The following is a 13,030-nucleotide window of genomic DNA, read 5'->3' on the forward strand; positions in this document are numbered from 1 at the left end:
CAGGTCAGCTGATCCCGCGGTCGCTCAGCAGCGCCCACTGGCTCCAGCCCGCCTTCTCCTTGTAGAAGCGGCGGATCAGCTTGCCGTCGTCGGTCCGCGCGAAGACCTCGATCGTCTTGGTCTGCGCGTGGTACATCGCGGTCGGCGCCTCGGAAACCTTGGTGTTGCCGAGCTTGGCCCACGTGGTGAAGCCGCCGGACGTGGCGCGGGCGTGCTCCACGATGCCGCCCTCACCGAGCTGCACGACGTCGATCGAGCCGGTCGTCGTGTTGAACACGGCCGACGGCGCGCCGGTGCCCTTGCCGCCCAGCGACTTCCAGACACCCGCCGCGTACTGCTCGACGCTGCCGGACGCGGTGCGCACGAAGACCTGGTCGACGGCGACGCTCGGGTCGCTCACGATCAACGTGGCGCCCTGGTCCTGCCACTTCTCGCCGTCCCACTTGACGAGCTTGCCGTCGGCGGAACGCGCGTAGACGTCCTTGTCGGAGACCGCCGGGTTGCCCTCGATCTTGCGGTCGCCCACCGGCGCCCACTTGTCCGTGAAGCGCTGCAGCAGGCCATCGGCACCGCGGGCGAGGACCTCGACGGCCTTGGTCTTGTCGTTCCACGACAGCACCGGCTCGCCGGCCACGGGCGTGTCGCCCAGCGCGACCCACTTGCCGTCGGTGCGGCGGTAGATCTTGTCGTCGGACCCGCGCGCGAACACCTCGACGATCTTCGTCTCGGGGTTCATCAGCGCGACCGGGTCACCGGCGAAGAGCTCCGGGCCGAGCTGCTGCCAGCCGTTCCAGCGGCTCGTCTTGTGGAAGTTCGTGATGATCGTGCCGTCCGCGGCGCGTGCGTAGATCTCCAGCTGCTGCTGCGCGGTGTTGGAGATCTGCGGGCCGGCGTTGACGACGGGCTTGTCCGTCACCGGGGTGTCGCTGGGCGTCTCGCTGCTGCCACCGGCGTCGACAACGCCGTTGTAGCGCAGCGGCACGTACTGCCGGGCCGTGCTGGCGCTCCAGACCCGCTGCACGGGCCGGGCGCCGTCCGGGCCTGCCTGCTCGCGCACGATCGGGCGCGTCTTGGCCGCGTCCGCCCAGCCGATGAACAGCGCGACGTGGTTCAGCCGGTCGTTCAGCGCGTCGCCGGGACGGAGGTCCTCCCAGTCGATGCGGTGCGCGACCTGCTCGAGGATGTGGGTCGTGTAGGAGATGCGCAGGCCCCAGGCCATCGAGACGTAGCCCGAGCAGTCGGTCCGGTACGCGCCGTACTTGTTGCCGAAGCAGTCGCTCTGGCTGTACGGCACGCGGGCGCTGATCCACGTGCGCGAGCGCGCCAGGATCTCACTTCGGGTGATCTTGGAGTTGGCCGCGTAAGTACCGCAGCTGACCCCACCCTCGGCAGCCACCGCGACGTCTGGCATCGCCAGCGTCGAGCCGAACGTGATCGCCGCTGCGGCGACCGCCAACATCCCCCACGACTTCATGCCGGTCACGGTAGCAAGAGGATGTGAGGTTTTGGTCGGGTCGAACGGACCGAATTCGTGCACTTGGCCCAGTCGGGTGACGATCTTGAACTACCGGTTGCGGACCGGTTGCCGGAGGTGAGCAGGCTGGTCAGCGCCCTCCGGCAGCGTCGAGCCGGTCAACGGTGAACGGCCAGCCGAACCCGCGGGCAGCGAACTCCGCCCGTGCGGCCGCCGCGATCTCGCCCGCGCGGGCGAGATCACCTTCCTCCGCGGCCAGAACCGCCGTCACCGGTTGCACAGCGAGCCACGTGAGGTCCTGCTCGTCGCTCACGGACGCGGCCAGCGCCAGCTCGGCGGCGGCCTCGGCGAGATCACCCCGACGGACCAACGCGTAGGCGAGGTCTACTCGCAGTAGTCCTGTGTCGGCGCCGGCTTCGGCGTCGTCCAGCACGGTGCGCAGCCGGTCGACCGCCTCGTCCAGCCGTCCGGCGAGCAGCGCGGCCCTGGCCCTGATCATGCCCACGTGGGTGGCGCCGATCGCGTCGCCGAGCCGTTCGGACAGGGCCTCGGCCTCGTCGGCACGCGCCAGGGCACCCTCGGTGTCGCCACCGCTCAGCAACGTCATGCTCTCGTTGACCAGTCCGCGCGCGAGACCGTGTTCGTCGCCCAACGAGCGGTCGATGGCGTTGGCGGCCAGGTGGTTCCGCAACGACGCGTCGAGGTCGCCCGCGTACATCTGCGCGATGGCGAGCACACAGCCCAATGCGGAGACATAGGTGAGGTGCTCGATGCGTTCGGCGGCGACATGACCGCGTTCGGCCCACGAGATGGCCTGCGCCGGGTAGCCGCGCTGGATCTCCGTGATCGCCCGGTAGTAGAAGACGCGGATCGTCACCAGATCGTCCGTGACCAGCGGCGCGGCCCTGTCGAGCAACGACGTCGCGAGCGTGAGGCGGCCGATCTGCGTGCAGAAGAAACCGTAGTTGCACAGCGCGAGAGCACGAACGTCGTCGGGCACCTCGGCGTCGATCAGGTCCTCGTAGACACGAGCGGCCTGCACGACCAGTCCACGCACCATCCAGGCGTCCTGCATGTCGACGGCCAGCCGCAGACCGTCCCCGGCGCGTTCGGTGCCGGCGGCGGACTCCATGGCGGACAGCAGGTTCGGCCACTCCAGGTAGAGCTCGCCCATCACCGCCGCAGCGTCCTCACGCAAGTTGCGTCCCGCCACGAACCCGGAGCACCAGGAGAGATGACGAGCACGCACGACGTCGCCCTCGGCAGTGTCCCGCAGCTTGTCGAGGGCGTAGTGGCGGACGGTCTCGAGCATCCGGAACCGCGGCCCCTCGGACACCGAGATCAGGTTGCGGTCGGCCAGCTCGGTCAGCGTGGCGGCGATGTCCGCGACGTCCAGGCCGTCGAACGCGAGGACCTCCTCGGCGGCTTCGAGAGTCCAGCCGCCCAGGAACACGCCCGTGCGGCGCAGCACGGCCTGTTGGACCTCATCCAACAGCTCGTGGCTCCAGTCCAGGGCCGCGCGCAGGCTGCTGTGCCGCTGACGACTCCCTCTCAGGCCGCCGACGAGCAACCGCAACCGGTCGTCGAGCCTCCGAGCCAGCTGCGGGACGGACAACGTGCGCGTGAGACCCGCGGCCAGCTCGACGCCCAACGGCAGGTGGTCGACCGCGGCGCAGATCGCGTCCACATCAGCAGAAGGCTCGGCGCCACTGCGGTCGCAGAACAGCAGCGAAGCAGCGGAAGGAGGCAACGCACCGACGTGCCGGACTTCCTCGCCCTCGACCAGCAACGGCCGTTGCGAGGTGGCGAGCACCGACAGCTTTCCCGTGTGCGACAACAACTCCGAGACCACCGAGGACGCGGCCGGCAGCACGTGCTCGGCGTTGTCGACGACGAGCAACGCGCCTTCCAGCTCGGCCAGGTAGTCGTCGCCCGCCTCGGCGATCAGCGCGGGCAGGATCTCGTCCTCGGCGCGCACCGCCGTGAGATCCAGCCACACCACCGGCCGGTCGACGACGCGAGCGACCTCCAACGCCAGCCGCGTCTTGCCGCTACCCGCGACACCGGTCAGCGTCACGAGCCGCGTGACCGACAACCGTTCGGCGACGGCGGCCCGATCCGCGTCCCTGCCGAGGAACGTCGTGCCCGCGGCCGGCAGCCGGCGCTTCGGAGCACTGCCCGGAGCCTCCTGGCGCAGGATCTGCAGTTCCATCGACACGGTCTCGGGCGCCGGATCCACACCGAGCTCGTCGGACAGCCTCATCCGCAACTGGGACAGCGCGGCCAGCGCGTCCGCCTGCCGCCCACCCCGGTACAGGCACAGCGCCAGCATGCAGCTCAACCGCTCGTGCAACGGGTGCGAACCGACGAGCTCCTCCAGCTCGGCGCGCAGCTCGATGCCGGCGCCACCGTCGAGCAACCCGCTCAGATACGCGACCCGGAGATCAACGCGCAGACCGTCGAGGCGCTCCCCCTCGGCGAAACCGAACGGCACCGCGCGCAAGTCCGCCAACGAGTCGCCACGCCACAGCGCCAACGCCTGGGAGATCGCCTCGCGCGAGCCGTCGGACAGCGCGGCCTCGGCAGCGACCACATCGGACGGCGAGGCGTCGAGCACGTAGCCGGCCGGGGTCCGCGACAACGCCGATGCGGCGTCACCGAGGTTCGCCCGCAGTCGTGACGCCAGCACCCGCAAACGTTCGCGCGGCCGGGCCAGGTCGACGTCGCCCCACAGGTCGCGGGCGAGTCGCTCATCGGACACGGCAGCACCGCGCGCCAGCGACAGACGAGCGACCAGCGCACGTTCGAGCGGCCGGTCGAGCGTGATCGTGACATCGGAAACCCGCACGTCAACGGGCCCGAGAAGGTGTACCGCGAGGGTTGGCACAAGGTCAGCATCCCACCGGTGAGACGTCCGTGAAACGCCGGGTCGCCACGCTTCAACCCATGGACATCACGACGTTGTGCACGGCGGTCAGGGGAACCGTGCGAACGCCGGACTCCGGGGGGAGCACCGCGGTCGCCGAGGTGCGCGTGGCCACGCCGCACGACATCTCGGCGACCATGCGGTTCGCGTCGAAGCAACGGATCCGGGTCACGACGAGCCGGACTCCGCGCCCGGACGAGCTGGCGCTGGACCTGACCGCGTTGAAGGGGATCACGGTCTCCGACGGCACGGCCGAGGTGCAGGCGGGGGCCACCTGGGCGGAGCTGGACGCGGCGACGCAGGCGCACGGGCTGGCCACACCGGGCCCGAGGCTGTCGCACGCCTCGGTGGCGGGCGCCATGCTGGGGAGGGCACAGGGCTGGCTGACGCCGTTGCACGGGACGACGAGGGACAACCTGGTTCGCGCCGAGTGCATCACGGCGGACGGCCGGCTGGTCACCACCGAGGAGCCGGAAGGCGTGCTCACGAGCGTCACGCTGAAGCTGCATCCGTTGGACCACAAGGTCTACGGCGGCGTGCTGCTGTACCGGCTGGCGGACGCGCCTGCCGCACTGGGGGTGCTCGGCGAACTCGCGCGGAGGGGGCGCGAGTTCGCCGGGCTGGCCGCCTACGTCACGGCGCCGCCGGAACGGTTCGTGCCGGGCGACCTCGTCGGACGCCGGGTGCTCGCGGTCGTGCCCGCGTTCATGGGCGACCCCGTGATCGGGGCGTCTTATGCCAGGCCGCTGCGGGTCAAGGCAAGGCCTTTGGTCGATCAGGCCCGTCCACTGGCCTATGTGGAACAACAGTCGCTCTTCGACAGCTACGTGCCTCACCATCTGCGCTGCGAAACCAGCGAGGTGCCGGCGTTGACGGCCGAGCTGCTGCGCCACTTCGAGGACACGAGCAACGCATTCAGGGTCCTGGTCCCGAACCAGTCGGGCTGGACCGTGCACGAGGGAGAACAGTGAGAATCACGATCATCGCCGCGCTCGTCGCCGTTCTCGCGGGCTGCGGCACCGCGGCAACGCCCACCACGACGAAAACGCCGGAGCAGCAGGCCACACAGCAGAACAAGCAGGCCAACGCGACCGGCACCATCTTGGACGGCGACTCCCGCTCCGGCGACATCGCGAGCGCGGATGAGCAGGACACCTACGACATCGACCTGGGCGACGCCAAGGAGTTCGAGCTCGTCGACGTCGAGGGCGAGGTCGACTTCAAGATCGCCACGGCCGAGGAGAGCGGCGCCAGCCAGAAGGGCAACGGCCTGCCCGGCCCGAACCAGTTCGGAGTCACCGCGCCCGGCAGGCACAAGCTCGTCGTCACCGGCCACGAGGGCACGCCGGGCAAGTACAGCTTCCGGATGGTGACGCTGAAGAAGCGCGCGTTCCAGTCCAAGCCGGGCGAGGTCAAGGGCAAGCTCGACGTGCCGGGACGGGTCGACGTCCACACGTTCGACGCCGCCGGCGTGGAGATCGAGGACGGCAAGCCCTGCGAGGACATCCAGCTCGGGTTCTCCACTGCGGCCGAGGACAGCGACGACACTGCGAAGACCTACACGCCGCACTACGTCTGCTGGAACCCCGCGCACGAGGGTGAGGGCGGCAAGACGCAGATCATCATCTGGTCGGAGGCCGGCAGGACCGGCGACTACTCGTTCACGGTTCAAGCACGCTGACGTAGCGGCGCGGCGCGTACGACTCGGCGCCTGTCTCGTAGGGATAGGTGACGGAGCGCAGGCGGGTGCGGTGACCACCCGCCTGTTCGTAAGCCCAGTACCGGCCGGGTTCCTCTGCCCACGCGGCGAAGATCACGACGTGCCTGGTCTCGTTGCCGCCCTCCCCGCGGATGATCACGTCGCCCGCCTTCAGCTCGTCGGCCGCGATCAGACTGCTGACGACGACGAGCCCCGGCGTGTCCGATCCGCCGTGCCGGTCCTCCGGTTTGCCGGGCAGCCCCCACGCCATCGACACGAACCCGGAGCAGTCGGCGCGGTAGATGCCGTGCTCGTTCTGGTGGAACTTCGTCTGGCTGTACGGAACCGAGTCGCGCAGCCACGAACAAGCGCGCTCCACGATCTCGGAGCGGCTGATCAGGCGGCCGGCGGCACGTGCGATGGTCACGCGGCCATCGTCGGCCGACGACCTCTAAGTCCTCTGCAAGCTGTCTATAAGATCGGCATCGGTGATCTCCGCGGTCACCCAGGCGAGCGGGTAGCGCAGCTCGACCGTGTCGATTTCCCTGGTCAGGCGCACGCCGGGGAGCACTTTGCGGACCAGGGCGAGCATGCCCTCGTTGTCCGGCAGCATCGAACCGTGCAGCTCCGCGACGCCGAGCCTGGCCGCGATCGCGGTCAGCTCCTCGAGCAGCCGCCGGCCCACGCCACGCCGTTGCCACAGATCCACAACGGCGACCGCGATCTCAGCACCGCACTCGCCGGTCTTGATCAACCGGGCAAGGCCGACCGGGTCGCCGCCGATCCGGGCGCACACGGCCGCGTGCCGTTCCCCGTCCACATCGACCAGCACGCGCCGGGCGGAGGCGGTCAGCCGTGGCGTCGGTGAGTGAAACCGCAGGTAGCGGCTTCTGGCGGACAATCCTGCGAACACCGCGTCGACAGCTTCCGGCGCGGTGTCGCGGTTGAGCTCGGTGACGCGCATGAGGATCGACTCCCTGAGTTCGGAATCCGAACCGTAGCTGAGTTCGAAATACGAACGCAAGGAGTATTCTGTTTCTCATGCCGTACGCGAGTTTCGCCAGCATGCCCTGCACCCTGGGCCGCCCGGCCGCGCTGCTGGGCGAGCGCTGGACGTTGTTGCTGCTCCGCCAGATCTTCCTGGGCACGCGCCGGTTCGAGGACTTCCAGGCGACGATGGAGATCTCTCGCAGCGTGCTGACTGATCGGTTGAACGTGCTGCTGCAGGAGGGCGTGCTCAAGCGTGTGCCCTATCAGGAAGACGGGCGTACACGGCACGAGTACCGGCTCACGGACAAGGGCCGCGACCTCTACCCGGTGATGATGGCGCTGCGCACGTGGGGCGAGAAGTGGATGGCGACCGAGGAGGACGAGTCGTTCCACCTGCACCACCGCGACTGCGGTGGCGGCGTGCGGGCGAAGGTCGAGTGCACGGACTGCGGCGCCGAGCTGACCGCGCGCGATGTGCAGGTGACGGCGCGCCCGTGAACTTGTACTGATAACTGCGGAAGCATGGGTGAACTTAATCTTCAGTGCATTGCTGAAGACGGTTGCAGAACGCAAGTGTGCTTGTCATGACAAGAGCTGCTCTTGCGTTACTGCTGCCCCTGCTGTTCCTCGCCCCGGCTGCCCACGCCGCCCCGGCGAAGACGCCGAAGGTGCTGGTGATCGGTCTCGACGGTGCTCGTCACGACAAGCTGCTGTCGGCTGACACGCCCAACGTCCACGCGCTGCTGAACCGCGGTTACGGCGCCCGCAGCGCGCTGTACGGATCGGGCATGGCCCAGACGTCCAGCGGCCCCGGCTGGTCCACGATCCTCACGGGCGTGTGGCCGGACAAGCACAAGGTCAAGGACAACTCCTTCTCCGGCAACGCCCTCGCGTCGTACCCGAGCTGGCTGGAACGGGCCAACAGGGCGAACCCAGCGCTGTCGACGTACGCGGCGGTGGACTGGAAGCCGATCAGCGACAAGATCCTGCGGGGCGGCCAGGACCGCAAGTACGTCCTGGACGGCGACACCGCGGGCTACCCCGGCTCGGACGAGAAGATCACCGCCGACGCCGAGCAGCACCTCCGCACGAACGCCGCGGACGCCTCGTTCGTCTACCTCGGCCAGATCGACATCGCGGGCCACAGCTTCGGTGCCGACTCCGCGCAGTACGCCGCCGCGATGCGCACGAACGACGCGCAGATCGGCCGTCTCGTCGCCGCCGTCGAGTCGCGGGCGTCCTACGCGTCCGAGGACTGGCTGATCATGCTCACCACCGACCACGGCCACACCGCGGCGGGCGGTCACGGCGGTGACTCGCCTGAAGAGCGGATGACGTTCGTGATCTCCACCGGCGCGGCTCGCCCGGCGGTCGCGCCGAAGCTGGTCGACGTGGCGGCTTCTGCTCTCAAGCACCTCGGTGTCGCCGCTTCGCTGGACGGTTACGCGATCGGTTCCGCACCGGCCGACGCGTTCGACTCGGTGACGCTGAAGCCGCGTCAGGACGAAACCGGGGTGCCCGCAACGGTTCTGGGCTGGACGCACCAGGGTCCGGCCGGCTGGACGGTGACCACGTCGTCGTCGATGCCGCAGGGTGTCGCGGAGTGGCAGGGCTGGTCGTTCACCACCGACGAGTTCTGGACTCGCACCGCGCCTTCGCAATCGCGTGAAGCGAACGTGCGCGCGCGTGGCGTCTTCGCCGTCGCCGACCCCGATGAGTGGGACGACAAGGGTTCGCCGTCGTCGAGCGGCAAGTTCGACTCCACGATGACCTCGCCCGCGTACGACGTGACGGGCAAGTCGAGCGTGCGGCTGGAGTACGGCTCGCACTACCTCCAGGAGGGCACGCAGCGCGGCACGGTCTCGGTGTCGTTCGACGGCGGCCCCGCGCAGATGGTCAAGACCCACAACGCGGACGGCCTCGCCCAGCAGATCTCGCTGAACGTGACCGTCCCGCCGGGTGCCCGTACCGCCAAGGTGTCCTGGCGGCTCTTCGACGCCGGCAACAACTGGTACTGGGCCGTGGACGCCCCGCGCCTGTCGTGAGTCAGAGAGCTGAGCGCCACTCGCCGGCGCTCAGCTCCTCCAGTTCCCGCACTTCCCGCGCGCCCAGCTGACCGAAGAGTTGCTTGGCCTGCGACCACATGTCGTCGTTCGCGGTGGCGGCGGCGAGATCACGCATGGTGCGCGCCCGCCAGATCGGCAGCCCCAGCTCGGTCCACTGCGCGAGCGCGTCCTCAAGCAGTGCGGCAGCTTCTTCGTCGCGTCCCTGAGCCAGCGCGGCCTCACCGAGAGTCCTGGTCATCAACGCGACGCCGAACCGATCGTGCTGACGCGTGCAGACCTCCAGGCACTCGGCCAAAAGGTCGTCGACGCCGTCGAGTTCGCCCGCCCGCAGCGACGCCTTCGCCAGCGACTGAGCCGCGGACTGAGCCGCGTACGTGGCGCCGAGCTCGTCCCCGGCTTCCCGCAGGATCTGCTCGGCTTCCCGGCTCAGCGCAACGGCTTCCGCGAACGCACCGGCCGCCCGGTGGCACAAGCTCAAGCCCCGCAACGCCAACGCCTCACCGCGCTGGTCGTCCTGCGCCTGGTACAGCTCCACGCACCGTTCGAACGCCCGCGTCGCCTCGGCCAGGTCGCCGTGGTCGCGGTGAATCGCGCCGACGCCGTAGCTGGCCGCCGCGACGACCCCCTTGTCCCCCAACGTGATCGCCTGGTCGAGCAGCTCGCGGGCCCGGTCGAACTCTGCCAGGTCGCGGTAGACCGTGCCCATGCCGACGCACGCGACGGCGAGCGTCTCGGGTTCGTCGATCTCGCCCGCGATCTCCGCCGCCTGCTGGAAGCTCGTCAGCGCCGCCGCGAAGTCGTCCTGCTCGTACCGCAGCTGCCCGAGCCCTGCCAGCAGCACCGCCTCGGCCCGCCGGTTGCCGCGTTCCCGCGCCGACCTGAGCGCGACCTCGTGTGTGCGCTGCCAGTTGCCGAACTCGTTGCGTGCCGCGAAAGGCGACGACAGCAGCGACGTGATCACGGTCGTGGTCAGTTCGTCGACACCGAGGTCGTGGGCTCGTTCGACGGCACGCACCACCGCGTCCGTCTCGGAGTGCAGCCAGCCCGTCGGATCTTCCTCGACGTCCTCCTCCAGCCGCGGGTCCACCTCGATCTCGGTGTGCAGCTTCGGCCGCAACCCGAGCGTCACGCGCGGCAGCTTCCGCACGCCGGTCTCCACGAGCGCGAGCCACGTCTCCAGCAGGCGCGTCACGGCTTCCGTCGCGGGTTCCCGCGCGGCCTGCTCGGCACCGAAGAGCTGCACCAGGTCGTGGAACCGGTAACGCACCCGGCCGATCTGGTCGACACCCGCGACGTCCACCAGCCGCAGATCCACGAGGTGCTCGACGACGTCTTCCGCGTCGTACGGCGAGATGTCCAGCAACGGCGCCGCGACCCACGCGCCGAAGTCCGGCAGGTCGAGCAGCGACAGCAGGTGGAAAGCCTTGCGGTGCCGGTCGTCCAGCTCGGAGTAGTTGAGCTTCAGCGACGACCGGATCGCGAGGTCGCCGGTCTCCAGCTCGTCGAGTCTTCTGCGCTCGTCCGACAACCGCTTCGCGAGCGTCTTCAACGGCCAGTGCGGCCGCGCCAGCAGCTTCGCCCCCGCGGCTCTCAGTGCGAGCGGCACCCCGCCGCACAGTTCCGAGATCCGTTGCGCCGCTTCGGGTTCCGCGCCGACCCGGTCGGTGCCGACGATCCGGCTGAGCATCTCCCCGCTCACCGCGGAGTCGAAGAACCCGAGCTCGATCGGCTCGGCACCCTCAAGCCCGGTGAGCCTGCTGCGGCTGGTGATGATCACGAAGCAGTTCGCGTTGCCCGGCAGCAACGGCCGGACCTGGGCCTCGCTGCGGGCGTTGTCGAGCACGATCACCAGCCGCCGGTCGGACACCGTGCGCCGGTACAGCTCGACGCGCTCGTCCGGTGCGGCCGGCTGGTCCTGGCCGGGGATGCCGAGCAGCCCGAGGAACCGCCCGATCACCTCCTGCGGTTCCAGATCCCGGCCCGCGCCGCGGAGATCCGCGAACAGCTGGCCGTCCGGGTAGGACTTCCGCAGCAGGTGCGCGGCGTGCACGGCGAGCGCGGACTTGCCGGCGCCACCGAACCCGGACACGACCACGGTCGGCGTCGCGGTACGTTCCTCCTGACCCTCGGTCAGGCTGAGGACCTGCTTCAACGCCTCCTCGCGGCCGGTGAAGTCGCTGATGTCGGGCGGCAGGTGGTGCGGGACGACCTGCTGCGTCGTCACGACCGGCGCCGCCACGGCGGTCTTGTGCGGCGCGACCTCCAGCGTGCCGTTGAGGATCGCCGTCTGCAGTTCCCGCAGCTTCTCGCCCGGCTCGATCCCCAGTTCGTCGAGCAGGTACTCGCGCGCGTCGCGGTAGACGTTCAACGCGTCCGCCTGCCGTCCCGCGCGGTGGAAGGCGCGCATGAGCAGCTCGCGGGTGTCCTCACGCGCCGGGTGGGCGTTGGCCAGCGAGGACAGCCTGGCGATGGCGTCCTCGACCCGGTTCTGCGCAAGTTCGCAGCGGCCGAGCCCCTCCTCGGCGCTGAGTCTGGACTCCTCCAGCGTCATCGCGTGCCCGCGGGCGAACGCGGACTCGACGCCGTGCAGCGCCGGACCGCGCCACAACGCGAGCCCGTGCTGGTAGTGCGTGATGGCGGTGGCCGGGTCGTCCGCCCGTTCCGCCTGCCGCGCCGTGGTCAGGTGCTTGTTGAACTGCTCGACGTCGCTGTCCACGTCGAGGAGGTAGCCCGGCGCTCTCGTGACCAGCGCCTTGCCGACCGCACGCCGCAACGACGACACGTAGGTGTGCACGAGCGCGCCCGCCGTCTGCGGTGGCGCCTCGTCCCAGATCAGGTCGATCAACCGCTCCACCGGCACCACCTGGCGCGGTTGCAGCAGCAAGGCGGCCAGCAGCGTCCTCGGCTTCGGTCCGCCCAGACTCACCTGTCTGTCGCCGACCCACACTTCGATCGGCCCCAGCACGAGCGCTCGCACGCTCACACCCCCGTCCCCCAGATGACCTTTCAGGTCCGGTAAGAGGATGCATCATCCTCGCTCATAGCGACACGTTTCAGGGTCCGGAGAACGGGTGCTGTTTCTGTTTCGCGCACTCCGTCGAGGCTCCCGACGCGTTCGGTCAGATACCGGTAGAGCTCTCCGCCGCTGCGGCACGTGACGCTGGCGACCAGGTTCGCCGGTCCCGTTGTGGCGGCTGCGAAGTACACCTCCGGGTGGGTGGCGAGGGCTGCCCCGGCTGCCGCCAGGTTCCGGGGTTCGACCCGCATCCACAGCCTGGCCTGCGTCTCGAAGCCGAATCGTGCTGGATCGGCGTCCAGCTGCAGCTCCAGAACGCCGGACTTCCTGAGGTGCTCGACGCGTCTGCGAGCGGTCGACTCGGAGGTCCTGGTGGTGGCGGCGAGCTCCGCGATGCTGGCGCGGCCGTCCGTTTCGAGGATCTTGAGGAGGGCTTCGTCGAGTGGCGTGAGTCCGGCGGCCGGTTCCGGTTCGAGTTCCGGTTGGAGGGCTTCGGCTTCGCCGGGTTCGAGGCAGGCGATGCCGCGCCACGTGCCCGGTGACGCGAAGCCTCTGAGGACGTTGTGGGCGCTCACGTCCACGAGACGCCTCGGGAGGCGGTCGAGCAGGAGTTCGTCCGGGCTTTTCACCTGTTGGAGGCAGGAGATCTCGGTGCCGCCGGACATCAGGTGCACCCAGAAGGTGTCGTCGCGCCTCGCCAGCGCTTGGGCCAGCACCGGGCCGGCGTCCGGGGTGCAGCGGAGCCTGAGCGTCCAGGCGTGGTGGCCGAGGCGGAACCGGTTGAGCGCGCCCCTCACCCTGACGCCGTGCTCCTTGAGCCGAAGGTATCGGCGGGCGGCGGGGTGTTTGGAGATGCCGA

General features: G+C 69.6%; 10 protein-coding genes. 4 read left to right on the plus strand and 6 right to left on the minus strand.

What is annotated here, in order from left to right; translation table 11 throughout:
• Positions 1-4: 4 nt before the first annotated feature.
• Positions 5-1,474 (minus strand): hypothetical protein, encoded by a 1,470-nt coding sequence (locus UK23_RS49195; protein ID WP_156213577.1) that lies wholly within the window; start codon positions 1,472-1,474, stop codon positions 5-7.
• Between the two features lie 130 nt (positions 1,475-1,604).
• Positions 1,605-4,322, minus strand: coding sequence for a BTAD domain-containing putative transcriptional regulator (locus UK23_RS33775; protein ID WP_045315781.1), 2,718 nt, complete (start codon positions 4,320-4,322; stop codon positions 1,605-1,607).
• Between the two features lie 98 nt (positions 4,323-4,420).
• On the opposite strand from UK23_RS33775, the gene UK23_RS49200 reads away from it, so the two are divergent.
• Positions 4,421-5,371: an FAD-binding oxidoreductase gene (locus UK23_RS49200; protein ID WP_052685301.1), complete on the plus strand. Its 951-nt coding sequence runs from the start codon at positions 4,421-4,423 to the stop codon at positions 5,369-5,371.
• Complete coding sequence (locus UK23_RS33785; RefSeq protein WP_045315782.1) at positions 5,368-6,081, plus strand: hypothetical protein; 714 nt, start codon at positions 5,368-5,370, stop codon at positions 6,079-6,081. Before UK23_RS49200 ends, UK23_RS33785 begins: the two co-directional genes overlap by 4 nt.
• Here UK23_RS33785 and UK23_RS33790 read toward each other — a convergent pair.
• Positions 6,062-6,526, minus strand: a complete 465-nt coding sequence (locus UK23_RS33790; RefSeq protein WP_052685302.1) for a hypothetical protein — start codon at positions 6,524-6,526, stop codon at positions 6,062-6,064. The two genes, UK23_RS33785 and UK23_RS33790, sit on opposite strands and share 20 nt — an antisense overlap.
• A 24-nt stretch (positions 6,527-6,550) precedes the next feature.
• A complete protein-coding gene (locus UK23_RS49205; RefSeq protein ID WP_156213578.1) occupies positions 6,551-7,063 on the minus strand; it encodes a GNAT family N-acetyltransferase in 513 nt (170 codons plus the stop codon).
• A gap of 77 nt (positions 7,064-7,140) precedes the next feature.
• Here UK23_RS49205 and UK23_RS33800 point away from each other — a divergent pair, with 77 nt between their 5' ends.
• Positions 7,141-7,587 carry a winged helix-turn-helix transcriptional regulator gene (locus UK23_RS33800; RefSeq protein WP_045315783.1) on the plus strand — a complete coding sequence of 149 codons (447 nt, stop codon included), beginning with the start codon at positions 7,141-7,143 and terminating at the stop codon, positions 7,585-7,587.
• Positions 7,588-7,673: 86 nt separating this feature from the next.
• Positions 7,674-9,134, plus strand: coding sequence for an alkaline phosphatase family protein (locus UK23_RS33805; RefSeq protein WP_052685304.1), 1,461 nt, complete (start codon positions 7,674-7,676; stop codon positions 9,132-9,134).
• Between the two features lies 1 nt (position 9,135).
• Here the strand turns inward: UK23_RS33805 and UK23_RS33810 are convergent, their stop codons facing one another.
• Together UK23_RS33810 and UK23_RS33815 are read right to left on the minus strand one after the other, a co-directional pair.
• Positions 9,136-12,132, minus strand: coding sequence for an AfsR/SARP family transcriptional regulator (locus UK23_RS33810; RefSeq protein ID WP_045315792.1), 2,997 nt, complete (start codon positions 12,130-12,132; stop codon positions 9,136-9,138).
• Between the two features lie 29 nt (positions 12,133-12,161).
• On the minus strand, positions 12,162-13,030 hold an 869-nt coding region (locus UK23_RS33815; RefSeq protein WP_045315793.1), incomplete at its 5' end, for an Lrp/AsnC family transcriptional regulator.

This window comes from Lentzea aerocolonigenes (assembly GCF_000955955.1).
In the GTDB taxonomy this organism is placed as follows: domain Bacteria; phylum Actinomycetota; class Actinomycetes; order Mycobacteriales; family Pseudonocardiaceae; genus Lentzea; species Lentzea aerocolonigenes_A.